The organism is Stenotrophomonas sp. YJH_SMC_12-1 (assembly GCF_059370935.1).
Genome location: NZ_JCAFUD010000003.1, coordinates 301,435 through 325,003 on the forward strand (window position 1 = coordinate 301,435; position 23,569 = coordinate 325,003).

The window sequence follows — 23,569 nt, forward strand, 5'->3', positions numbered from 1 at the left end:
TGCTGCGGGGTCGGATCCCATTGCATCGCAATGGGCTCTGGCCCCACACAACGGTCATTCCAGCGCGTAGCGCAGGGTGAACAGCACCGCCACCAGCCACACCGCCGGATGCACTTCGCGCCAGCGCCCGGTGCCGGCCTTCAGCGCGGCATAGGCGATGAAGCCGAACGCCAGGCCGTTGGCAATCGAGTAGGTGAACGGCATCGCCAGCGCACACAGCGCCGCGGGCACCGATTCGGTCAGGTCGCTCCAGTCCACTTCCACCAGTTCGCGCAGCATCAGGCCGGCGACGAACAGCAGCGCGGGCGCGGTGGCATAGCTGGGCACCATTGCCGCCAGCGGCGAGAACAGCAGCGCCGCCAGGAACAGTGCCGACACCACCAGCGCGGTCAGGCCGGTACGGCCGCCTACCTGCACGCCCGAGGCGCTTTCAGCGAAGGCGGTGGTGCTGCTGGTGCCCAGCATCGAACCCGCCACGATGGCGGTGCTGTCGGCCAGCAGCGCGCGGCCGAAACGCTTCTGCGCGCCCGGCAGCTTCAGCAGGCCGGCACGGCCGACCACGCCGTACAGCGTGCCGGTGGCATCGAACACCTCCACCAGCACGAACACCAGCACCACCTGCAGAAGTACTGCGATGGGTGCGCCGCCGTCATGGTGCAGCAGGCCCGGCAGGTCCAGCTGCAGGAAGGTGGGTGCAAGGCTCGGCGGCAGCGAGACCAGGCCCTGGTACTGCACGTCGCCCAATGCCCAGCCAGCGCCGGTCACGGCCAGGATGCCGATCAGGATCGCACCGCGGATGCGCCGCGCTTCCAGCACCGCGATCAGCAGGAAGCCGGCCAGTGCCAGCAGCGGCGGCGCCGTGTTCAACGGGCCCAGCGCCACCAGTGTGTCTTCATTGCCGACGATCACGCCGGACTTCTGCAGCGCGATGATCGCCAGGAACAGGCCGATGCCGGCCACGATGGCCGAGCGCAGCGATGAGGGAATACCCGATACCAGCCACGCGCGTACTCCGGTCAGCGACAGCACCAGGAACACCAGGCCTGAGATGAACACCGCACCCAGTGCCTGCTGCCACGGCAGGCCGGCGGCGCCGACCACGGTGAAGGCGAAGAACGCGTTCAGGCCCATGCCGGGCGCCATGCCGACCGGGAAGTTGGCGGCCAGCGCCATCACTGCCGAACCCAGTGCGGCGGCCAGGCAGGTGGCCACGAACACCGCGCCGGCGTCCATGCCAGTGGTGCCGAGGATTTCGGGGTTCACGAAGACGATGTAGGACATCGTCAGGAAGGTGGTGACACCGGCCAGCAGCTCGGTACGCACGGTGGTGCCGTGCTGCTGCAGCTGGAACAGGCGCTCGAACAGGGACATGGAGATTCTCGCGACAATAAGGTGTCACGACCAACGGTCGTGACCTACCCGAATGCAGAACGGCCGCGCAGAGCGCGGCCGTTCTTCCTTTCTTATTTCAGCGCCTTGAAGCGCAGGCGCTTCGGCGCGGCGTCGTCGCCCATGCGGCGGCGCTTGTCTTCTTCGTACTCGCGGTAGTTGCCCTGGAAGAACTCCACGTGCGAGTCGCCTTCGAACGCCAGGATGTGGGTCGCGATGCGATCCAGGAACCAGCGGTCATGCGAAATGACGAAGGTGTTGCCCGGGAACTCCAGCAGCGCATCTTCCAGCGCACGCAGCGTTTCGATGTCCAGGTCGTTGGACGGTTCGTCCAGCAGCAGCACATTGCCACCCTGCAGCAGGGTCTTGGCCATGTGCAGGCGGCCACGCTCACCACCGGACAGCGAACCGACCATCTTCTGCTGGTCCTGGCCCTTGAAGTTGAAGCGGCCGATGTAGGCGCGCGACTGGATCTCGATGCCGTTGATGTTGAGGATGTCCAGGCCGCCGGCGATTTCCTGGAAGACGTTGTGGTTGCCTTCCAGCTTGTCGCGGCTCTGGTCCACGTAGGACAGCTGCACGGTCGGGCCGATCACGATCTCGCCCGAATCCGGCTTTTCCTGGCCGGTGATCATCTTGAACAGGGTCGACTTGCCGGCGCCGTTCGGGCCGATGATGCCGACGATCGCGCCCGGCGGAATCAGCATCGAGAGGTTGTCGATCAGCAGGCGGTCGCCGAACTTCTTGGAGACGTTCTTGAACTCCATCACCATGTTGCCCAGGCGCTCGCCCGGCGGAATGAAGATTTCGTTGGTCTCGTTGCGCTTCTGGTAATCCTGCGACTGCAGCTCTTCCAGGCGGGCCAGACGGGCCTTGCCCTTGGAGCGGCCGCCCTTGGCGTTCTGGCGCGACCACTCCAGCTCCTTCTGGATCGCCTTCTGGCGGGCCTTTTCCTGGTTTTCTTCCTGCTTCAGGCGCTCATCCTTCTGCACCAGCCATTCGGTGTAGTTACCCTTCCACGGAATGCCGCGGCCGCGGTCCAGTTCCAGGATCCACTCGGCGGCGTTGTCCAGGAAGTAGCGATCGTGGGTAACGGCCACCACGGTGCCGGTGTAGCGCGCCAGGAACTGTTCCAGCCATTCCACCGACTCGGCGTCGAGGTGGTTGGTCGGTTCGTCCAGCAGCAGCATGTCCGGCTTCTGCAGCAGCAGGCGGCACAGCGCCACGCGGCGCTTTTCACCACCGGACAGGTTGGCGATCTTGGCATCCCACGGCGGCAGGCGGAGCGCATCGGCGGCCACGTCCAGCTGGTTTTCCAGGGTATGCGCATCACCGGCGGCCAGGATCGCCTCCAGGCGCTCCTGCTCCTTGGCCAGCGCGTCGAAGTCGGCACCTTCCTCGGCGTAGGCGGCATACACCGCTTCCAGCGCAGCCTGCGCCTGCAGCACTTCGCCCACGCCTTCCTCGACCGACTCGCGCACGGTCTTGTTCGGGTCCAGTTCCGGTTCCTGCGCCAGGTAGCCGACCTTGATGCCCGGCTGCGGGCGGGCCTCGCCCTCGAAATCGGTGTCCACGCCGGCCATGATCTTCAGCACGGTGGACTTGCCGGCGCCGTTCAGGCCCAGCAGGCCGATCTTGGCACCCGGGAAGAAGGACAGCGAGATGTCCTTGATGATCTGCCGCTTGGGCGGGACCACCTTGGACACGCGGTTCATGGTGTAGATGTATTGCGACGACATGAGGTCTCCGTAGGCGCGGCCCTGCACCCGACCCGTCACGGGAACATCCCGTTGCGGCAGCGGGCACAGGCTGGAATGGAATACCGCCAATTATAGCCGGAACCGGTTCCGGGCCGCGCCCGGCGCAGGGGCGCCGGCTGGCCGTGGCCTGAATACTCCGTCACAGTCCTGCAGCGGGAAGCGTTTCCAGCCGGAAACGGTTCAGATCGGTTGCGCAATATGGGCTCACCACCACCCAAACAGAGGTCTGACATGCGCATCAATCGAGTAATGGCCAGCGCCGTGGCCTCTGTGCTGGCGCTCGGTGCCGTGGCTCCCGCCTTCGCCGACAACGACCACCGCCGCGGCCACGACCGCCGCGAGTGGCGCGAGGACCGCCGCGAGTGGCGACAGGACCGCCGTGACTGGGAACGCGACCGCCGCGAGGCCCGGCGCGACTGGGAACGCGACCGCCGCGACTGGCACCGCGACCATGACCGCTACTACCGCCCGGCACCGCCGCGCGTGGTCTATCGACCGGCCTATGGCCCGGGCTACGGCTGGAAGGTCGGCCACCGCTACCGCGACTACTACCGTGGCCCGATCTACGTGGTGAACGACTACCCGCGCTACAACCTGCGCCGCCCGCCGTACGGCCACCAGTGGATCCGCGATGATCGCGGCAACATGCTGCTGGTCGCCATCGCGACCGGTGTGATCGCCCAGTACGTACTCAGCAGCCGCTGAGGGGCGCGGCTGGGGTCGGATCCCTTTCCAACGGAAAGGGCTCTGACCCCACGACATCAATCGAAACCATACGGGGCCGGATTCCTTCGGGGATGCCGGCCCCGTCTGTTTCGGCCCCAGCGGGCCGGTGCGGGGCTACAATCGAGGGCTGAGCCGTACCCCTTTCCCTGCCTGCTGGAGTACCCGATGTTCCCGCGTGACGTCCGCATCGAATCCTACGATCCCGAACTGGCCAAGGCCATTGCCGCTGAAACCCAGCGCCAGGAAGACCACGTCGAGCTGATCGCCAGCGAGAACTACACCAGCCCGGCGGTGATGGAAGCCCAGGGCAGCCAGCTGACCAACAAGTACGCCGAAGGCTACCCGGGCAAGCGCTACTACGGCGGCTGCGAATACGTGGACATTGCCGAGCAGCTGGCGATCGACCGCCTCAAGCAGCTGTTTGGTGCCGACTACGCCAACGTGCAGCCGCACAGCGGTTCGCAGGCCAACCAGGCCGTGTACTTCGCCCTGCTGCAGCCGGGTGACACCATCCTTGGTATGAGCCTGGCCCACGGCGGCCACCTCACCCACGGCGCCAAGGTGAATGCTTCCGGCAAGCTGTTCAACGCCGTGCAGTACGGTGTGAACGATCAGGGCCTGATCGATTACGACGAAGTCGAGCGCCTGGCCCTGGAGCACAAGCCGAAGATGGTCGTGGCCGGCTTCTCGGCCTACTCGCAGGTGATCGACTGGGCGCGCTTCCGCGCCATCGCCGACAAGGTCGGTGCGTACCTGTTCGTGGACATGGCCCACGTTGCCGGTCTGGTCGCCGCAGGCGTCTACCCGAGCCCGCTCGAGCACGCCCACGTGGTCACCTCCACCACCCACAAGACCCTGCGCGGCCCGCGTGGCGGCATCATCATCGCCAAGGGCGCCGACGAAGACCTGGTCAAGAAGCTGCAGTCGATCGTGTTCCCGGGCATCCAGGGCGGTCCGCTGATGCACGTCATCGCCGGCAAGGCCGTGGCCTTCAAGGAAGCGCTGGAACCGGGCTTCAAGGCCTACCAGCAGCAGGTGGTGAAGAACGCCCAGGCGATGGCCAACACGCTGATCTCGCGCGGCTACAAGATCGTTTCCGGTGGCACGCAGAACCACCTGATGCTGGTCGACATGATCGGCAAGGACGTGTCCGGCAAGGATGCGGAAGCTGCGCTGGGCAAGGCTCACATCACCGTCAACAAGAACTCGGTGCCGAACGATCCGCGTTCTCCGTTCGTGACCTCGGGCCTGCGCCTGGGCACCCCGGCCGTGACCACCCGTGGCTACGTCGAGCAGGACTGCGTGGACCTGGCCAACTGGATCGCCGACGTGCTCGACGCGCCGAACGATGACGCCGTCATCGCCCGCGTGCGCGATGCCGTCAGCGCGCAGTGCCGCAAGTACCCGGTCTACGGCTGATCAGGGCCGGGGTCAGAGCCCTTTCCTGGCGGAAAGGGATCCGACCCCGCCTTCCGGATCGACGCAGGGGTCGGATCCCTTCCCGCAGGGAAGGGCTCTGACCCCGTCATCAGGAATCCCGCGCATGGATGAGCGCCGCCTCAAGTACCTGTACATCGCACTGGCGGTGCTGTTCGGCCTGCCCAGCCTGTTCTTCGGCGGTGCCGGCGCCTGCATCGCCGTGGTCATGGGCGTGATCGGGCTCGTCTCGCTGGACGCGGACAAACTGTTGTTTGCCGCCGGCATGCTCGCGTGGGGATCCTGCGCGATCACCGGCCTGGTGGCCTGGGTCGCACTGAGCATCGTCTGGCTGCGCGATGGTGCACGCGGGCTGCACATGGCATCACGCCGCTGGTGGCTGCTGCTGGGCCTGGGCGTGCTGGCAGGCCTGCCCTTGCTGGCGATGGCGCTGTATTACTTCGCCGAGCTGGGTTCGTCCGTGCTCAGCGGGCTGTTCGCCGGGCCGTCCCTGTTGGTGCCCACCGGTACGTTGATCCTCCTGCGGCTGCGTGCTGACGCCCTGGGCGAGCCATCCGGCCCGGCGCGATCAGAGGAGTAGGCCCGCGTGGATGAGCGCCGCCTCAAGTACCTGTACACCGCGCTGGCGGTGCTGTCTGGCCTGCCCAGCCTGGTGGTGGGCGGTGCCGCAGCGACGATGCTGCTGCTGACGGGGCTGGGCCAGTTCGGTCATGGCACGCTGGCCTCGGTGACGGTGATGCCGCTGTGGGGCCTGGCCGGCATTGCCGGCTGCCTGGCCTGGTTGTGGCTCAGCGCGGGTTTTCTGATGCAGGGGCGTGCCGGGCTGCACGTGCACCGCCTCTGGTGGTGGATGCTGCTGGCGGGCGGTCTCGCCGCCTTGCCCCCGCTGGGGCTGGCGCTCTGGTGGGGCATCGCCGTGCATGCCGAAGGCATCGGCTTGTTGCTGTTGGGCCCGTCGATGCTGGTGCCGGCTGCGATGCTGCTGTGGATCAAGCGCCGCGGATGACGTGGCCCATGGAAGGAGATCGAACGCATGGATGAGCGTCTGCACAAACGCGGGATGACCATTGCCGGCCTGCTGGTGGGCCTGCCGACCGTGGCGGCAGGCGGCACGGGTGCCGTGCTGGGGTTGATGGTCGTATGGGACGGCAAGTATCTGACGGGCGACGAGCACTGGCTGCTGCTGCTGTGGTCGTCGGCCGGAATCATCGGCCTGCTGTCGTGGTTGTGGCTGAGCGGCCTGTTCCTGTGGCGAGGTGTCACCGGCCTGCGCCACTCCCCGGTTGTCGCCTGGGTAGGGCTGGGGGTGGGTGCCCTGGCCGCATTGGGCGTCGTTGCCGCCACGCTGTACTTCACCTTCAAGCATGGGGAGATCTCGACATTGGCCTTCCTCGGCTTTGGCCCACCGCTGCTGGTGATGGCAGGGCATCTGGCGTGGTTGCGTTGGGCGCGCGCGGCCTCGGCGCCGCCGGCACCCGCTTGAACGCGCAGCGCTGACCGCGCTGAAGGCTCGGTTGGACCGAAATACAGGCACTTCCGCGCAGACAGCATTTGCTGCCGGGCCCCTTCTCAGGTACCTTTGCGACGCTGCCATGACCGTGGCAATAGGTACTTCCCTGAGCCAGGCGTTCCATGCATTGCCCCTTCTGCCAACATGCCGATACCCGGGTCATCGACTCGCGCGTCTCTGAAGACGGCGCGACGATCCGCCGTCGGCGTGAATGCGAAGCCTGCGGCGAGCGCTTCAGCACCATGGAAACAGTCGAGCTGAAGCTGCCGGCCATCGTCAAGAGCGATGGCACCCGCGAAGCGTTCGACCAGCGCAAGGTCCGCGCTGGCTTCGACCGCGCGCTGCAGAAGCGTGCGGTGGCCGAAGACAAGATCGAAGCGGCAGTACGCGCTGTGGTCCACCAGCTGCGCATCAGCGGCGAGCGCGAAGTGCCATCGATCAAGGTCGGCGAGTTCGTCATGAACGAACTGCGCAAGCTCGACCATGTCGGCTATGTGCGCTTCGCTTCGGTCTACCGCAGCTTCGAGGACGTGGCCGATTTCCGCGAGGAGATCGAGAAGCTTGAACGCGACCTGCCGTCCAGTACCGAACAGCTGCAGCTGCTGGGCGACGTGATTGCCCTGACCAAGAAGAAGAAGGGCTGACCGCCTCTTCCCTGGTAGATGCCAACCTTGGTTGGCTCCGGTGGCCGCATCCACTGGTGGGTGCTGCCCATCCACGCATGGCCTGGATCTACTTTGCTCTGGTGGGTGCCAACCTTGGTTGGCACCAATGGCATGGATCCACACCGGCGGCGTTACCATGGCCGCATGACCACCCCGTTCTCCGCCCTCGACCACCTGCACATGGCCAACGCGCTGCGCCTGGCCGTGCGCGCTGCCTACACCACCCGTCCCAACCCGATGGTCGGCTGCGTCATCGCCCATGGCGAACGCGTGGTCGGGCAGGGCTGGCACCAGCGCGCCGGTGGCCCGCATGCTGAAGTGTTCGCGCTGCGCGAGGCCGGCAGCGACGCCCGTGGCGCCACCGCCTACGTCACCCTGGAACCCTGCGCGCACTACGGGCGCACGCCACCGTGTGCGCTGGCACTGATCGAAGCGGGCGTGTCGCGTGTGGTCGCGGCGATGCGCGATCCGTTCCCCAAGGTCGATGGCGGTGGCTTCGATCTGCTGCGCAATGCCGGCATCGACGTCGCCGAAGGGCTGATGGCGGCACAGGCGCGCGAGCTCAACAAGGGTTACCTGTCGCGCGTGGAGCGCAACCGCCCGTGGCTGCGGGTGAAGCTGGCCGCCAGCCTCGATGGCCGCACCGCGATGGCCGATGGCAGCTCCAAGTGGATTACCGGGCCGGCCGCGCGCGAAGACGTGCAGCACTGGCGCGCACGTGCGGGTGCAATCCTGACCGGCGCCGACACCGTGATTGCCGACGACCCGATGCTGACCGTGCGCCTGGCCGATACCGAGGTGATGCCACCGCTGCGCGTGGTGCTCGATTCGCGCCTGCGTTCGCTCGAATGCAGCCGCGTGCGCGAAGGCGGGGCCCCGACGCTGTACCTGCACGATGCGGCGGTGAGCGCGCCGGATGCGGCCGACGCCGAATTCGCCAGCGTGCCCAGCGCAGAGGGACGGTTGGATCTGGGCGCGGTGCTGGCCCTGCTGGCCGAACGCGGTATCAACGAAGTGCATACCGAAGCCGGCGCGACGCTTGCCGGTGCCTTGCTGCGCGCTGGCTGGGTGGACGAACTGCTGCTGTACCAGGCGCCCACGCTGCTGGGCGACAACGGTCGTCCGCTGCTGGCGGGCCTGGGCATCGAGGCAATGGGCCAGCAGCGCCGCCTGCACGTGGTTGATCAGCGCCAGGTCGGCGAGGACATCCGGCTGCTGCTGCGGCCGTGAGGGAATGGCGGTATCTCCGGCGTCGTCAGGTGCCCTTGTCCTCGTCCTCGTCTTCGTAGGCGGGGCACTGTTCTTTCCACTGCTGCTTCCACAGCACGTGCAGGTCGCGGCAGTAGGCACTGAGCGCTTCCCCCGCCAGCTCTGTCGACTTCGACCGTAGTCTGCGGCGGCTGATGCCGTCGTCGTACTCGTCCGGCAGGACCGTCGGTGCACATCGATCGTGGTACTGCAGGAACGCGCGGCAGTCGTCGTTCTCGCTCAGCTGTGCATCGATGTCCCTGTCACGTAGCTGGTTCGACTCGAAGGCAACCGATGGGCGGATGATGAAGGTCTTGGGCCTGTACGCTTCGGCCTGCCCACTCACCATCAGCGCCAGCAGCATGACGGTAGTCGACGTCGTACGATGTTTCATGCGGTTGCCCCGGTGGAAGAGGGCAACAGCATTGACCATGCGGGCCGCGCAAGGCCATGCAACGGTTCTGAAAGTGCGCTCGCCGTTGCCGCAGGTAACGATGAGCCGAGCGTGGACCCGGCTCTAGCTCGCGCTTACGCGCATTCGTCGGTCCACATCATTTCGGCGATCGGGCGCAGCGCCTTGCACTCCTGCGTCATCTCGTCGGCCGACTTCACCTGGGCCTTGGCCTTCAGTTCCTCGGCCATCGCGTCCACGCCGCCGATCTGGTCCGGTGCGATCTTCGCCACGCAGCTGCGGTGCTGCTGCAGCAACAGGTCGCAACCCGGAACGCCGGTCACCTTCGGCGCGTTGGCCGCCTGCGCGTCCTGCATCCAGTCCTCGAACGGTGCCAGCGCACCGGCCACGGTGCCCACCAGATCATCGAAGTTGCCGCTGTACCAGTAGCCATTGTCCTTGGCCGGATACAGGGTGAAGGTGCCGCTGGCCGGAACGCGCGCGCCACTCTGCAGTGCCTGGGTATAGGCATCGGTGAACTGCTTGCGCGCGGCCGGGCTGGCATCGTCGGCCAGGCTGGCGGCGAACAGCGGGCGGACCTTGCCCAGGTCGGGCACCTGGCAGCTGTAGCTGATCCGCGCCAGCTTCTGGTCTTCAACGTATTCGTTGTCTTCGATCACGCTCTTGGTCGCGCGGCACTTCGAATCGCGCAGCGCCTTGGCATACAGCGCTTCGGTGCCCGCAGCGTCGACCTTGGCGCCGGTGCTGGCCAGTACCGTCTGCCAGGGTTCGGCCAAGGCCTTGGCCAGCGCACCCGGGTTCGGGGTCACGGCGTCCTGGCCCTCGAACGCCGGCTTCAGTGCGTCGTTGAGCGTGCGCGTGGCGGCCGCGTCGTCTTCCAGCAGCACGCGTGCATACAGGTCGAAGGCCTGCTCGGGCGTCAGTTGGGCCGGTGCTGCGCTGGCAATCAGCGGGGCGCACAGCAGCACGCTGGCCAGAAGGGTTCGGGTGGGGGTCTTCATGACGGTGTTTTCCTGTTCCAGACGCGCGCAAGCCTAGCGCATCTGCCCACACTTTCGATGGCGCGATGCAACCAGGTGACGGTGTGCAGCGGACAAAAAACGGGCCCCTTGCGGGGCCCGTTCGATCGCACGACGAGGAGCGATCGTTGGATCAGAAGCTGGCGCGCACGCCAACCGAGTACTGGGTGACGTCGCGGTAGCCGGAGATTTCGCCCACCAGACCCCAGGTCTTGGTGAAGTTGATCTGGCCGCCGACGGTGCCGACCCAGGTGCCCATGTAGTTGTTGCCGCCGTCCATGTAACCGGCCTTGGCCCAGGCTTCGGTCATGCGCGACGGCTTGCCGCGGATGCCCATGGTGACGCGGCCCAGGTTGGTGTGGTCCTTGCCGTGGTAACGCACGCCGTCATAGCGCAGGGTCGATTCGGCGTTCTGGCGAACCCAGGCGGCATCTGCGGTGAAGTCCACGCGGTCGGTCCATGGCATGTGGTAGCCGATGCCGAGCTCCGGCTGGTTCAGTTCCAGTTTCAGCGAATCCTCGCCGTAGTGGCGGGTCTTGCTGGTACGCGACCATCCGCCGAACACGTAGACCTGTTCAGCCAGCGCGACCGAACCACGCAGGTAGCCGCCGTCGACCTTCGGGTCGTCCAGTGCGTTGTCGTCAACCTTGACCTGCGTCCAACCGCCTTCGACGTAGGTGTAGCTAAGGGCGTCGGCCGAGGCCGAGAACGGGGCGGCGGCCAGCAGGGCGGCCACGATCAGGATCTTGCGCATGGGAATTCCTGTGAATTTCAGTCCATTGGCGGGCCTGCCGTCGCGGCTGCCCGTGGCGACATCATGTCGTCCAGGGCGGAATTTTAATGAAAGTTTTACAAATTGCGAGCGACGGCCGTCACAGCTGCGGCATCCGACCCCGTTCAGCCTGGGCTGTTACACTGGTCACGCCGGTTCGCCGGTATACAAACGTCTTCAGGGCGGGGTGCAATTCCCCACCGGCGGTAGGTGCGCAAGCACGAGCCCGCGAGCGCCCCGGCCCACGGCCGGGGGTCAGCAGATCCGGTCCAATGCCGGAGCCGACGGTCATAGTCCGGATGAAAGAAGACGGTGCCACAGGGCTCATGCCCTGCGTGCGCCTGTTTGCCTTGCGGCGTTTTTCGCTCACTTTTCGCGGAGAACGTTACTTGTTTACTGGAATCATCGAAGGCGTCGGCCGTCTGGCCGCACGCGAATCCATCGGCGGCGATGTCCGCTTCACCTTCAGTGTCGGGAATCTGCCGTTCGACAACGTGCAGATGGGCGAGAGCATTGCCATCAACGGCGTCTGTCTCACTGTCATCGCATTCGACGCCAGCAGCTTCCAGGCCGATGCCTCCACCGAGACCCTGGGCCTGACCACGCTGGGCCAGCTGGGCGAAGGGGCAGTCATCAACCTGGAACGCGCCATGCGGCCAACCGACCGCCTCGGCGGCCATCTGGTCAGCGGCCACGTCGACGGCCTCGGCCAGGTGCTGTCCATCCACGAAGACGCGCGTGCCCAGCGTTGGCGTTTCGCCGCGCCGGCCTCGCTGCGCCGCTACATCGCCAAGAAGGGCTCGATCTGCGTGGATGGCGTCAGTCTCACCGTCAACGAAGTGGACGATGAAGGCTTCGAAGTCGCCCTCATTCCGCACACCGTGGCCAACACCGCGTTTTCCGCTACCGGCGTGGGCAGCGCGGTGAACCTGGAAATCGATCTGGTCGCTCGGTATGTCGAGCGGTTGTTGGGTGAAGGAGCCCGCGCATGAACTTCGCACCCATCCCCGAAATCCTGGAAGACATCCGCCTGGGCCGCATGGTGGTCATCGTCGATGACGAAGACCGCGAGAACGAAGGCGACCTGATCATGGCCGCCGAGCTGGTGAAGGCCAGCGACATCAATTTCATGGTCACCCACGGCCGTGGCCTGGTGTGCCTGCCGCTCACCCGCACGCGTGCGGCCGATCTGGGCCTGGCGCCGATGGTGCAGGCCAATACCGCCCAGTTCCAGACCAACTTCACGGTCAGCATCGAGGCTGCCGAGGGCGTTACCACCGGCATCTCGGCGCATGACCGCGCGCACACCATCCGCACCGCGGTGAAGCCCAATGCCAAGCCATCGGACCTGCACCAGCCGGGCCACATCTTCCCGCTGATCGCCCAGCCGGGCGGCGTGCTGACCCGCGCCGGCCACACCGAAGCCGGCGTCGACCTGGCCATGCTGGCCGGGCTGGAGCCGGCCGGTGTGCTGGTGGAGATCCTGAACCCGGATGGCAGCATGGCGCGCCGCCCGGAGCTGGAAATGTTCGCCCGCGAGCACGGGCTGAAGATGGGCTCCATCGCCGATCTGATCGCCTACCGCCTGGCCACCGAAAAGACCGTTGAACGCGTGGACGAGCGCGAGATTGACACCGAGTTCGGCCCGTTCAAGCTGGTGACCTACCGCGACCGCATCGCCCACGACCTGCATTTCGCGCTGGTGCGCGGGATCTCGGATGCGGACACCCCGACCCTGGTACGCGTGCAGGTGGAAAATCCGCTGGCTGACCTGCTGCACTGGCGCCGTGACGACTTTGGCGTGGCCGCCACCGATGCCCTGCGTGCGATCGATGCCGAAGGCAGTGGCGTGATGGTGGTGCTGTCGGCCCCGCGCGACGGCGAAGCCCTGCTGGCCCGCCTGCGCCAGCAGCCGGCGCCGGTGGTGCCGGGCAAGGACAAGGATGTGGGCCAGTGGCGCCGCAATGGTGCCGGCGCGCAGATCCTGTCCGACCTGGGCCTGGGCAAGCTGCGCGTGCTGGGCACCCCCCGCCGCCAGATCGGCCTGGCCGGGTACGGCCTGGAAGTGGTGGAGACGGTGACCCTGTAATGGGTAGTGCCGGCCGCTGGCCGGCAACCGCATCCCCGGGCTTGCCGGCCAGCGGCCGGCACTACCGGTGGGTGCCGACCCCTGCCATCGGTGGGTGCCGACCGTTGGTCGGCACGCCCTTGCGCGCCCGCCAGCCACGGCCGGGGTCCATCCACGCTAGAATTACCCCCTTATCGAGTCCCCCAAGCCGCATATGAGCCACTTCGAAGGCGATCTTCGCACTCCCGAATCGGCGCGCTTCGCCATCCTGGCCAGCCGCTGGAATGCCCGCATCACCGACACGCTGGTCGCTGGCGCCCGCCAGAGCCTGGCCGGCAACGGCATCACCGAAGCCAACATCGACGTGATCCGCGTGCCGGGTGCCTGGGAGCTGCCGCTGGTGGCCGCGCGCCTGGCCGCTGCCCACGAACACGCCGCCATCCTCACCCTGGGCTGCGTGATCCGTGGCGATACCCGTCATTACGAGCACGTGGCCGACCGCTGCGCTGAAGGCTTGATGCGCGTGCAGCTGGATTTCGGCGTGCCGGTGCTGAACGGCGTGCTGGCGGTGGAACGCGTTGAAGACGCCGAGGCCCGCGCAGGCGGCAGCCACGGCAACAAGGGCGAGGAAGTCGCACTCGCCGCATTGGAAATGGTCAATCTTCTGGAGCAGCTGCCATGAACAAGAACACCCAGGGCAAGCCCTCCGGTAAACCCGTCCGCCGCGATGGCGTCGATCCGGTGCTGCGCTCGCGCGCACGCCGTCGCGCGGTGCAGGCCATCTACGCCTGGCAGATCTCCGGCGGCAACGCCCAGTCGCTGATCGCCCAGTTCGCCCACGAGCAGGCCCGCGAAATCGCCGACCTGGCGTATTTCGAGGCGCTGCTGCACGGTGTGCTCGACAACCGCCGCGACATCGACGAAGCGCTCGGCCCGTACCTGGACCGTGGCATCGAAGAAGTGGACGCGATCGAACGCGCGGTGCTGCGCCTGGCCGGCTACGAGCTGCGCTACCGCCTGGACGTGCCGTACCGCGTGGTGATCAACGAAGCCATCGAATCGGCCAAGCGCTTCGGTTCCGAACATGGCCACACCTACGTCAACGGCGTGCTGGATCGTGCCGCCGTGGAATGGCGCAAGGTCGAATCGGGTCACTGACCCACCCGTGGTAGTGCCGGCCGCCGGCCGGCAGCTGCAGGGATCCTGAGGTTGCCGGCGAGCGGCCGGCACTACCGCCCACCGCGCCTTGCGCGGCACGTACAACAGCGGGAACGCCCCATGTCCCTGGCCGAATTCGCCCTCATCGACCGCATCCGCGCCCGTACCCTCGAGCGCGACGACATCCTGCTCGGCATCGGCGATGACGCCGCGCTGCTGCAGCCGCGTGCCAATGAACAACTGGTGGTTACCGCCGACACGCTCAACAGCGGCGTGCACTTCCCGGTGGAAACCCCGGCCTTCGACATCGGCTGGAAGACCCTGGCGGTCAACCTGTCGGACCTGGCCGCGATGGGCGCGCGGCCGGCGTGGTGCACGCTGGCGTTGTCGCTGCCGGAAGCGTCTGAAGACTGGATCGAGGCCTTCGCCGATGGCTTCTTTGCCCTGGCCGACCAGCACGACATCGCGCTGATCGGCGGCGACACCACGCGCGGTCCGCTGTCGCTGTCGGTGACTGCGATGGGCCAGGTCGGGCGTGGCCAGGCGCTGCGCCGCGACCGCGCACAGGTGGGCGATGACATATGGGTGAGCGGCACGCTGGGCGATGCCGCCGGTGCGCTGCGCCTGTGGCAGCAGGGCGCGCTGAACCTGGCCACCGCCACGTTGCTGGCCGACTACGAGAGCCTGCGCCTGCGCCTGCTGCGGCCGACGCCGCGTGTGACCCTCGGCCTGCGCCTGCGTGCCTTCGCGCATGCGGCGGTGGATGTGTCCGACGGCCTGCTGGCCGACCTGGGCCACATCGCCACGCGCAGCAACCTGGCCGCACACGTCGATGCCGATTCGCTGCCGATCTCGCACGCGCTGCGTGAGCTGCTCGGCCGCGACGATGCGCGCGATTGCGCATTGCGTGGTGGCGACGACTACGAACTGTGCTTCACCGCCGCCGCCGACCAGCGCGATGCGCTGCATTACCTGGCCGAATCGCTGGACCTGCCGCTCACCCGGATTGGTCGTATTGCCGAAGGGCTGGGCGTGCACGTGGATGGCGAAGCCGCCGACGGCGGCTATCAGCACTTCGCGTAGCCGCAGCGGTACTGCCCTGCTGGGTCAACCTTCGGGGTGGGGCCAGATCGATGTTGCTCTGGTAGGTGCCAACCTTGGTTGGCACGAATGTGTCAGCCGCGCGTGCCCACACCGTGTCGACCAAGGTCGACACCTACCCGGGCGGAGGCACATCGATGTTGCTCTGGTAGGTGCCAACCTTGGTTGGCACGGATGTGTCAGTCGCGCGTGGCAACACCATGTCGACCCAGGTCGACACCTACCAACGTGGTCTGGTTATACGTGCGGAACCGGCGCACCGAAGCGATTGTCGCCCGGCGTGCTGGGCAGCACCAGGAACACCAGCAGCACCAGGCTCGCAAACGGCACGAACGCCAGCAGCATCCACCAGCCCGAGCGATCGGTATCGTGCAAGCGGCGAATGGTTGCGGCAATGCACGGCAAGGCGAACACCAGCCACATCACTACGCTCAGCCCGGTAGCGACCAGCGCCAGGCCCTGCGAACCACTGTGACCGGCATAGAAGCTCAGCAGATACAGCGGGATCGAGACGATCAGGATGAACAGCTGGAACCACCAGAACTCGCTGCGGCTTGCACGGCCATTGAACTGTGCATAGCGTTTTGTTAGTGGGGTCATCATCTTGTGCATCAGTACCCTCCAGGAAAGAAAAGAGCACTATCGACACCGGTGCACTGACGGGCCATACAATTTCTTGCAAACACGGGCCCCAATTGCCCCGAATGTGGGCACATCGACAGCTGCCATGGTTGTGTGCTCACGTGCAGTGCAACTGCACATCCACATATTGAGACAGCCCTCGGCACGCCAGAAGCAAGCCTTCGCGCACGTCCTCTCCAATCTGTTGATCTTCATCGCCATCCACACGCGTCCGTTCGCTCGCATGCAGCAGTTCCAGCAACACGGTCAGCCCGGCATTGGCGCGGTCCGCGCGTGCCATGGCCATCCGGTGACCCGACGTGTGGCCCTTCTTTGGCCAGGGTTGGCCGTCGGCGGCGTCCACCTGGCGGATGCGCTGCAGGCATGCCAGCAGCGTGGTGGCTGAAGGTGCGGTACTGCCTTGGGTGGCACTGAGTGTGGTTTCGAGCGCACGGGCGATGGCCTCGGGCAGTTCGTTGGCGGCCTCGCCGAGGGTGGCGAACAGGTACGGGTAGTGTGTGGCAGTCATGGCGGCTTCCTTGTGCGTGCGACGAAGGGGCCACCCTGCTTAACAGCGAGGGTGGCGGACGGTGCGTGGTTGCAATACCGGTGACCGATGTACAAACGCCGGCGGGCACAAGGCCCCCATGCACCGCCCGCCATGTGAGCGCGGACAGAATGCCTGCCGACGCCGCCCGGGGGATGGGCGACGCCGGCAGGCAAGCGTAAACAACATCGATCAAACGGGATTGCAAGCCCGTGCCACCCGTTGTCGGTGGCGCCACATGATTCGCATGCAGTGTCATGTATGCCAATGAGAAAGATTTGAAAATTCAAAAAAGTTGCAGGCGCGTGACGCGCGCCTCAGCGTGGCAATCGCGACAATCCTGTAGAGCCGAGCCTACGCTCGGCTCACCGCGTTCTGACCGAAAAGCAGCCTCGCATGGCTAGGCTCTACAGCAACAGCGTTGTGCGGGCGCACTGCAGGAAAAGCCAATCGCGATGGCGCATGTCTTGTCTGGCTGGTCGCAGCTTTCGTACTGCGGATGGATTTGCAACAAGTTGCATGGCATTCGGTGGCGTACGGGACGAAAGTTCCTGCATATCCACCTTTCGATTTCTGGACGCCATGACCACCCTCACCCGACAGCCTCTGGCGGCCGCATTGATGCTGGCCTTGGTTCTGCCCGCAGCATCGGTTGCCGCCGCTCCTCCCGGCGTGCCTTGCCCGAGCATTCCGCGCCCGGCCAATCCGGGTGATCCGGCTGTAGAGGTGTCCTACCTGTGTGGCGTTGAGATCGCCGCCCACGATCTCTGGTTCGATCGGTCGCTGGAGGTCTACGACACAACCGTGATCGGCAGTCGCGATCGCTGGCCAGGCGTGGAGATGGATATCAATCACCGTGGCTATCTGGTCATGCAAGACAGCCGGGTCGAGACTACAGGGATGATGTCCGACGCCGTGGTGATGACCAGCAACCATGCGGACGGTGCAAGGATCAGCCGGTCGAACCTGCGGACCTCTGGCGAGGCTTCGACGGGGCTGTACGTAGGCAATATTTCGCCGGACGCGTCAGGATTCATCGCCAAGGCGAATACGACCACCGTGATCGACAGCTCGATCATCACGCAGGGCCAGGATAGTGCGGGCGTCGCGCTCAATCCCAGTGCGTGGCTGCAGCTGCGCAACGTGGACATCGCGACCCAGGGTGACAGGGCGTTCGGCCTCTGGAACTATCGATCGGATGTGGCCATGCAGGGCGGTAGCATTCGCACAGCGGGGGAAGACAGCACGGGGCTCTACGTCGAGTCGGGTCACATTGGTTTCGGAGGCCCGTCGTACGCCTACGCGGGCCGTGCCCAGCTGTACGGCGTGCAGGTTCGCGTTGAGGGCAGCGGCAGCAGCGGCATCATCGCAGGCTATCGCGGCGCTGACGCGGGCCGTGCAGGCATGGGCGCCGAACTGATGCTGCAGGACAGCCAGGTACAGGCGCTGCAGGGCGATGCAGTGCGCTTCCTCGATGGCGATGCCAATCGATTGGACATGGTCAACAGCGTGGCAGAGGGCAGCGACGCGGCGCTGCGCATGGCGGTGCGGCATGGCCAGGCACAGCTGAACCTGCACGCATCGCAGTTGCTTGGCGGAGGAACTGCGGCGATCGTCCTGGAGGCACCCGATACTCGCCTGCAGCTGCACGCGCAGGCGGGCAGCGTACTTGCGAACGAGCGCGGTGCACTGTTCGATATCGGCCGCTTCGCCGCGGCCGATGTCCAGCTGCAGGGCAGCCTGATGCGGGGGGGCGCCCGCGTCGCGGATGTTGGTCGGCTCGATGTCGCATTGCGCGAGCGCAGCGTCTGGCAGGTGGACGGCAACGCCATGGTCGATCAGTTGAGTGTGCAGCGCAGCGAAGTGTCGCTGGCCAACGGCCATGCAGGCGATCGCTTCGTCGTGCGCGGCGATCTGCTTCTTGATGAAGGTCACCTGCGCCTGGATACGGTTCTTGGCGGCGACGCTGCGGCCAGTGATCGCTTCGACGTCCAGGGCGATTTCCTGGGCAATGGTACGGTCTCGGTGGTCGGCGTTGGCGACGGGGCCGCAACCGACAAGGGAATCCCTTTGATCACCGTGGGCGGGCAGTCGCTGGCGACGCTGGCCCTGTCCGGTCGTGCGGTCGGCGGCATGTATGAGTACTTCCTGCATCACGATGGCGCCGATGGTGACTGGTACCTGCGCTCGCAGTTGTCCGCCGTTGACCCATGTGATGACGATCCGACCCTGCCCGGCTGTGGTGTCGATCCAGTACCCGATCCCGATCCAGTACCCGATCCAGTACCCGATCCGACACCGGAGCCGGGCCCTGATTCGACCCCGGAAGTTCCATCACTGCCTGACCCGGCAGGCGTGCTGCGACCGGAAGCGGGTGCCTATCTGGCCAACCGGTGGGTGCGACAGGCGCTGCTGCAGCCTCGACAGCATCTGGCCACGAATGAGGGGCAGGAGGGCGTACGGGGGTGGACCCGCGTCGATAGTGGCCAGGCACAACTGCCGGGCCTGGTGGATCAGCTGCAGCAGTCGGCGCAGTGGAACAGCCTGCAGCTGGGCGCCGACCTGGGCGTGTTCGACGCCGGGCGTGGCCGCGCTGGCGTGCTGCTGTCGTCCGGGCGTGCCGATGCGCAGTCGCGCTCGACCCTGACCGGCTATGCCGCCCGCGGCCGGGTGCAGTCCAATGCCCTCGGCGTGTACGCCGGTTGGCAGGGTGAGGCCGCTTATGTGGATGCTGCAGTTGTGCATGCACGCTTCCGCAATCGCGTGCAGGGTGATGCGCTGGCGCCAGAGCACTACCGGTCGCGCGCACGCCAGGCATCGCTTCAGGCCGGCTACCGCCTGCCGCTGGGCACGCTTGGCGGCACCGCGTTGACCTTGCAACCGGATGTACAGATCGTCCAGTTCCGCGATCGCGGCAACCTGCACGTGGAGACAACCGGCACCTCGATCGCACATCCAACCAGTACCGCGTGGTCACGGCGCCTGGGGTTGCGCCTGGAGGGGCAGGGTGCCGGAGGAGAGGGCGCAGTGGTCAGTCCATGGCTGGCCGCCCACGGGTATCGTGATACTGGTCGATCCGAGCTCGGTTTCGGCAACGAGACAATCGCCGGTATTGCACCGCGCAGTCGCTACGAAGTGGGAAGCGGGGTGCGCATCCAGTTCCGGGGCGGCCTGTCCGCCTGGGGCGGCCTCAACGTCTCGCGTGGTGATCACGGCTACCGCCAGACGAGCGCACAGCTCGGCGTGGCACGGCGCTGGTAGCACAGCATCGTTGTAGCGCCGGGCCTACGCCCGGCGGCGTTCCTGGCTGCCAGCGCGGGTCTGCAATGCGGGCCGCGCAACGCCCGATGAACCCACCGACCCCTGTACTGCCTGATTGCAACAAGTTGCATGGATGAGCTCTGCGACAGAAAGGACCATTTGCGACATTGCCTTTCGTCGGAGCGCTTTCATGTGTCGCAATCATCGTGTCGTCCCCTCTTTGGGGCTGCTTGCTGGCGTGCTCGCCGGCTTCTCGGCGCATGCGCAACAGGTCATCGCCGACGGTGATGAGCAGACGCCTGCAGCCGGTGAATATCGAGCCTACAGCAGTGACGCTGCGCCGGTATTCCACGCGCTCAACGGCGGTTCGATCATTCCCTCAGGATCGGTGAATCTCTACCAGTGGGACGACGACGTTCCAGCTGTCCGGGTCGAAGGCTCGGGAAGCCGCGTTGCGCTGGAAGCGGGCAGTATCTACTCTGGGGGGAGCAGCGCGCCCGGCATCTCTGTTGGCACGGGAGGATACGCCCGTCTTTCCGGCGTGCATCTGGAAACCCGCTATTCGGGTGCCGTGGCGGTGGCAGTTGATGGTGAAGGGAGCCGGGTCGTGATCGAGGGTGGCAGCATCCAGACCAACGGCAGGCGCGCGCATGGCATCTCGGTGGGTGCCGGCGCGGTCCTGCAGGCGTCCGGCACACGCATCACAGTGAGTGGTGAGAGCAGTAGCGGCGTTCTGGTCGAGGGAGGGGACGTTGCTCTGGAGGATCTGCATATCCAGGGTTCTGACAAATGGCCCACGGGCCCTGCGGTCGACGTATCAGGCGGCCTGCTGCGGATGCGGGGAGGGACGATCCTGGCGGGAGGTGGACACGCCTTGAATGCGAGCGGAGGGACCTCGACGCTGGACGGGGTGCTGGTGGAACTGCCGGTGGGCCCGGGAGAGGGCATCATGGTTGCCGGCACAGCGCACGTGATGCTCAGGGACGTACGAATTGTCGAGCAGCCCATGGCACCCAGCGATACCGATGCCATCAGGGTGCAGGAGAACGCCAAGATGACGCTGGATCGTGTCGCGATCGATCTGGGCGAAGAGAATCGTGGATTCACGGCGAAAGGGCTGTCCCTGGAGGCCGGCGCAACGGCAACGGTCAATGACAGTCGCATAGATGCCGGAGCGGGTGCAGCTATCGAAAGCTACAACGGCACGCTGGTTGTTGCCGACAGCGAACTGAGCGGCGCCGTCGCTCTGGTCCTTGGCAGCAGTGCTGTCGCGGTATCCGGAAGCCGATTGCGCAGCAATGGGCCTCTGCATCGCGCCATCGACATGCGCAGTGATGGAAGCCGGCTGAGCCTTCACGACAGCAATGTTTACGCAATAGGCAATGCGCTGGCGATGACTGGAGCGGACAATCACGTCGACGTCGTGGGCAGTCGGCTTGAAGCCTCTGAGGGAGAAGACCGGTATTTCCGCGCCGGCCTGCGGCTTTCCGGCGAGCGAAGCACGGCCCATGTCGATGCCAGTGTGGTTGTGGGTGGCACCGGCGTGAGCCAGTCTGGAAACACCTCGCTGGAGGTGCGCCATTCGGAACTGCAGTCCACATCCGCGGGGGGCGCAGCGCTGTGGCAGGAAGGTGGCGTGGCGAGGGTGCATGAAAGCACGCTGCGCGCATCTGGCACCGGTGCGGCTGGCTTGTGGGTCGATGGCAGGCATTCTGCCACGCCGCAGGCCGAGGTGATCGGATCCTGGGTTGAAACGACTGGTGACGATTCGCCTGCGGTGGTTGCACGCGATGGCGGCACAGCGCACTTGCAGGAAAGTGCCGTCGTCACGCGAGGTGCCCAGGCGCATGGCGTACTGGCAGCGGGTACGGGCGAAATCGTCCTGCATGACACCCACGTATTGACCGAAGGCGAGGGCTCGTGGGCGGCAGTGGTCAACGATGGCGGCCGCCTGCAGATCGATGGCGGATCGCTGGTGAGCCAGCAGCACGGCGGTGCCTGGATCCGTTCCATGCGTGATGCCGGACTGGCGCTGGGCAAGGGCGCGCTGCTGTACGGTGGCAACGGCAGCGCCGTGCAGCTGGATGCGGCCGTGGCCGGTCGCTTCGACCTGGCCTTGGCGGAGGGCGCGCGGATGCAGGGCGACATCGTCATCAATCCCGACGATCTGGCGGCGGGCCGGGGGCCGCAGTCGGAGCTGCACGTGCGCCTGTCGGAGGGCTCGCTGTGGGTGGGCCGCTCGGATCGGCTGCACGGCGTCACGCTGGACAGTGGCAGCCAGTGGACGTTGACCGGCGATACCGCGGTCAAATCGCTGCGGGTCAACGGCAGTGGCCTTGCACTGTCCGACGGGCGCGTTTTCAACACGTTGACTGTGGCTGGTGATCTGGATACGACCGCTGCGACGTTCCTGTTCAACGGTGCATTGCAGGGCGACGGGTCGATGATCGACCGTCTGCACGTGCGCGGCGATGCGTGGGGCGATGCGCAGGTAATGGTAAACAACGTCGGCGGCCTCGGTGCGCAAACGTTGGACGGGATCGAACTGATCCGGGTCGATGGCGCGTCGCTGGCCCGCTACACGCTGGCCGGACGTGCCGTGGCGGGTACGTATGAGTACTTCCTGCACAAGGGGGGCGTGGCCGGCGGCGAGGGCAACTGGTACCTGCGCTCCGAACTGCCGACGACGCCCGACCCGTGCCAGGTCGATCCGTCGCTGCCGGACTGTACGCCGATAGACCCGATCGATCCGGTCGACCCCATCACTCCGCCTCGGCTGCTGCGACCGGAAGCCGGTGCGTACCTGGCAAACCAGTCGGCTGCGATCAACATGTTTTCCCATCGTCTGAACGACCGCATCGTTACCGTCCCGCTGGATGAAGGCCGTGCCGCGTGGGCGCGCGTGGGCCGGCAGCAGGCGGACTTCAGCGCGGTCGGCGGTCAACTGTCGATCGACGGCAACACCTCGGTGCTGCAGATCGGCAGTGACCTGGTTCGCCGAGGCAATGCAGCGTTCGGCGTGATGTTGGGCACGGGTCGTGCCGACAGCAGCGCAGTGTCCGATCTGACCGGCTACAACGCCAAGGGGCGGGTGCGTGGCAGCGCGGTGGGTGTGTACGGCACCTGGTTGCAGGCGGCTGACGGCACGCAGGGCGCGTACATGGATGCGAACCTGCAGTACGGCCGCTTCGATAACCGTGTGCAGGGCATCGGCCTGGCGCCGGAGCACTACGATTCGCGCATGGCCAGTGCGTCGCTGGAGGCCGGCTACACCTTCAACGTGTGGCAGGGCAGCGCCAGCGCGCTGTATGTGCAGCCGCAGCTGCAGCTGAGCCAGGTCGATTTCCGCGCCGATCGCCACGTGGAGAGCAACGGCACGGTGATCGACCAAGCCGATGCCGGTGGCCTGAGCGGGCGTTTGGGCGTGCGCGTGTTTGGCCATGGCACTGCAGCCGGCAATGCGGTGCAGCCGTACCTGGCCGTGAACTGGCTGCGTGGCAGCGGCACCAGCGCGTTGCAGTTCAACGGTGACACGCTGGGCGCGGATATGCCGCGCAATCGCTATGAAGTGCAGGCCGGTGCCGAGCTGAAGCTGGGCCAGCGCTGGGGCGCGTGGGGTGGCGTGAGCGTGCAGCGCGGCGACCACGGTTACCGCAACGTGGGCGGCCAGCTGGGCCTGCGCAAGGCCTGGTAAGCGGGCTTGCAGCGGCGGCGGATTCCATTGTCTGGGCAATGGGCTCTGACCCCACTGCTGCTGTAGAGCCGAGCCCATGCTCGGCTCAACGCGATCTGGACGAAGGGCGGCTGAGCGGGGCTCGGCCCTGCAGTGGCCCACAGGCTGCATCGAACCTAAACACACCCCCGCCCTGTCGCGA

General features: G+C 66.3%; 21 protein-coding genes and 1 riboswitch. Of the genes, 14 read left to right on the forward strand and 7 right to left on the reverse strand.

What is annotated here, in order from left to right; genetic code table 11:
- Window positions 1-54 precede the first annotated feature (54 nt).
- Together AC5P8Y_RS07490 and ettA are read right to left on the reverse strand one after the other, a co-directional pair.
- The gene (locus AC5P8Y_RS07490) at window positions 55-1,371 is read right to left on the reverse strand and encodes an NCS2 family permease (protein ID WP_005408048.1); all 1,317 of its coding nucleotides are present in this window, start codon (window positions 1,369-1,371) and stop codon (window positions 55-57) included.
- A gap of 92 nt (window positions 1,372-1,463) precedes the next feature.
- Window positions 1,464-3,128 carry an energy-dependent translational throttle protein EttA gene (ettA, locus tag AC5P8Y_RS07495; RefSeq protein ID WP_184013778.1) on the reverse strand — a complete coding sequence of 555 codons (1,665 nt, stop codon included), beginning with the start codon at window positions 3,126-3,128 and terminating at the stop codon, window positions 1,464-1,466.
- 252 nt (window positions 3,129-3,380) lie between these two features.
- Here ettA and AC5P8Y_RS07500 point away from each other — a divergent pair, with 252 nt between their 5' ends.
- The 7 genes from AC5P8Y_RS07500 (at window position 3,381) to ribD (ending at window position 8,717) form a co-directional block, all read left to right on the forward strand.
- Window positions 3,381-3,854, forward strand: a complete 474-nt coding sequence (locus AC5P8Y_RS07500) for an RcnB family protein (protein ID WP_111188430.1) — start codon at window positions 3,381-3,383, stop codon at window positions 3,852-3,854.
- A gap of 186 nt (window positions 3,855-4,040) precedes the next feature.
- Window positions 4,041-5,294 (forward strand): serine hydroxymethyltransferase, encoded by a 1,254-nt coding sequence (glyA, locus tag AC5P8Y_RS07505; RefSeq protein WP_111188431.1) that lies wholly within the window; start codon window positions 4,041-4,043, stop codon window positions 5,292-5,294.
- A 124-nt stretch (window positions 5,295-5,418) separates the two neighbouring features.
- Window positions 5,419-5,892, forward strand: a complete 474-nt coding sequence (locus tag AC5P8Y_RS07510) for a hypothetical protein (RefSeq protein WP_111188432.1) — start codon at window positions 5,419-5,421, stop codon at window positions 5,890-5,892.
- A 6-nt stretch (window positions 5,893-5,898) separates the two neighbouring features.
- The gene (locus tag AC5P8Y_RS07515) at window positions 5,899-6,318 is read left to right on the forward strand and encodes a hypothetical protein (RefSeq protein WP_111188433.1); all 420 of its coding nucleotides are present in this window, start codon (window positions 5,899-5,901) and stop codon (window positions 6,316-6,318) included.
- Window positions 6,319-6,345: 27 nt separating this feature from the next.
- Window positions 6,346-6,795 (forward strand): hypothetical protein, encoded by a 450-nt coding sequence (locus tag AC5P8Y_RS07520; RefSeq protein WP_495201884.1) that lies wholly within the window; start codon window positions 6,346-6,348, stop codon window positions 6,793-6,795.
- 149 nt (window positions 6,796-6,944) lie between these two features.
- Window positions 6,945-7,466: a transcriptional regulator NrdR gene (nrdR, locus tag AC5P8Y_RS07525; RefSeq protein ID WP_004143350.1), complete on the forward strand. Its 522-nt coding sequence runs from the start codon at window positions 6,945-6,947 to the stop codon at window positions 7,464-7,466.
- Between the two features lie 165 nt (window positions 7,467-7,631).
- Entirely contained in the window at window positions 7,632-8,717 is a 1,086-nt protein-coding gene (gene ribD / locus AC5P8Y_RS07530) for a bifunctional diaminohydroxyphosphoribosylaminopyrimidine deaminase/5-amino-6-(5-phosphoribosylamino)uracil reductase RibD (protein ID WP_164133299.1), read from the forward strand.
- Between the two features lie 25 nt (window positions 8,718-8,742).
- Here the strand turns inward: ribD and AC5P8Y_RS07535 are convergent, their stop codons facing one another.
- The 3 genes from AC5P8Y_RS07535 to AC5P8Y_RS07545 all read right to left on the reverse strand — a co-directional run bounded on the left by AC5P8Y_RS07535 (window position 8,743) and on the right by AC5P8Y_RS07545 (window position 10,920).
- Window positions 8,743-9,129 (reverse strand): hypothetical protein, encoded by a 387-nt coding sequence (locus AC5P8Y_RS07535; protein ID WP_227852434.1) that lies wholly within the window; start codon window positions 9,127-9,129, stop codon window positions 8,743-8,745.
- A 134-nt stretch (window positions 9,130-9,263) separates the two neighbouring features.
- Entirely contained in the window at window positions 9,264-10,148 is an 885-nt protein-coding gene (locus AC5P8Y_RS07540; protein ID WP_164133297.1) for a hypothetical protein, read from the reverse strand.
- A gap of 151 nt (window positions 10,149-10,299) precedes the next feature.
- Complete coding sequence (locus AC5P8Y_RS07545; protein ID WP_495201885.1) at window positions 10,300-10,920, reverse strand: hypothetical protein; 621 nt, start codon at window positions 10,918-10,920, stop codon at window positions 10,300-10,302.
- A gap of 187 nt (window positions 10,921-11,107) precedes the next feature.
- A riboswitch (FMN riboswitch) is annotated at window positions 11,108-11,253 on the forward strand.
- Window positions 11,254-11,327: 74 nt separating this feature from the next.
- Between AC5P8Y_RS07545 and AC5P8Y_RS07550 the strand changes: the two genes are divergently transcribed.
- The 5 genes from AC5P8Y_RS07550 (at window position 11,328) to thiL (ending at window position 15,247) form a co-directional block, all read left to right on the forward strand.
- A complete protein-coding gene (locus AC5P8Y_RS07550; protein ID WP_033834707.1) occupies window positions 11,328-11,930 on the forward strand; it encodes a riboflavin synthase in 603 nt (200 codons plus the stop codon).
- The gene (ribB, locus tag AC5P8Y_RS07555; protein ID WP_164133295.1) at window positions 11,927-13,027 is read left to right on the forward strand and encodes a 3,4-dihydroxy-2-butanone-4-phosphate synthase; all 1,101 of its coding nucleotides are present in this window, start codon (window positions 11,927-11,929) and stop codon (window positions 13,025-13,027) included. Before AC5P8Y_RS07550 ends, ribB begins: the two co-directional genes overlap by 4 nt.
- A gap of 193 nt (window positions 13,028-13,220) precedes the next feature.
- Entirely contained in the window at window positions 13,221-13,688 is a 468-nt protein-coding gene (gene ribH / locus AC5P8Y_RS07560) for a 6,7-dimethyl-8-ribityllumazine synthase (protein ID WP_005408061.1), read from the forward strand.
- Window positions 13,685-14,164: a transcription antitermination factor NusB gene (gene nusB, locus AC5P8Y_RS07565; RefSeq protein WP_012479139.1), complete on the forward strand. Its 480-nt coding sequence runs from the start codon at window positions 13,685-13,687 to the stop codon at window positions 14,162-14,164. Before ribH ends, nusB begins: the two co-directional genes overlap by 4 nt.
- Window positions 14,165-14,284: 120 nt before the next feature.
- Window positions 14,285-15,247 carry a thiamine-phosphate kinase gene (gene thiL / locus AC5P8Y_RS07570; RefSeq protein ID WP_049402384.1) on the forward strand — a complete coding sequence of 321 codons (963 nt, stop codon included), beginning with the start codon at window positions 14,285-14,287 and terminating at the stop codon, window positions 15,245-15,247.
- 255 nt (window positions 15,248-15,502) lie between these two features.
- On the opposite strand, the gene AC5P8Y_RS07575 is transcribed toward thiL, so the two are convergent.
- Together AC5P8Y_RS07575 and AC5P8Y_RS07580 are read right to left on the reverse strand one after the other, a co-directional pair.
- Window positions 15,503-15,877, reverse strand: coding sequence for a DUF805 domain-containing protein (locus tag AC5P8Y_RS07575; protein ID WP_049402382.1), 375 nt, complete (start codon window positions 15,875-15,877; stop codon window positions 15,503-15,505).
- Window positions 15,878-16,004: 127 nt separating this feature from the next.
- The gene (locus AC5P8Y_RS07580; protein WP_049402380.1) at window positions 16,005-16,415 is read right to left on the reverse strand and encodes a hypothetical protein; all 411 of its coding nucleotides are present in this window, start codon (window positions 16,413-16,415) and stop codon (window positions 16,005-16,007) included.
- A gap of 600 nt (window positions 16,416-17,015) precedes the next feature.
- Here AC5P8Y_RS07580 and AC5P8Y_RS07585 point away from each other — a divergent pair.
- Both AC5P8Y_RS07585 and AC5P8Y_RS07590 read left to right on the forward strand, forming a co-directional pair.
- Window positions 17,016-19,694 carry an autotransporter family protein gene (locus AC5P8Y_RS07585; RefSeq protein WP_495201886.1) on the forward strand — a complete coding sequence of 893 codons (2,679 nt, stop codon included), beginning with the start codon at window positions 17,016-17,018 and terminating at the stop codon, window positions 19,692-19,694.
- Window positions 19,695-19,809: 115 nt separating this feature from the next.
- Window positions 19,810-23,388 (forward strand): autotransporter family protein, encoded by a 3,579-nt coding sequence (locus tag AC5P8Y_RS07590; RefSeq protein WP_495201887.1) that lies wholly within the window; start codon window positions 19,810-19,812, stop codon window positions 23,386-23,388.
- Window positions 23,389-23,569 lie beyond the last annotated feature (181 nt).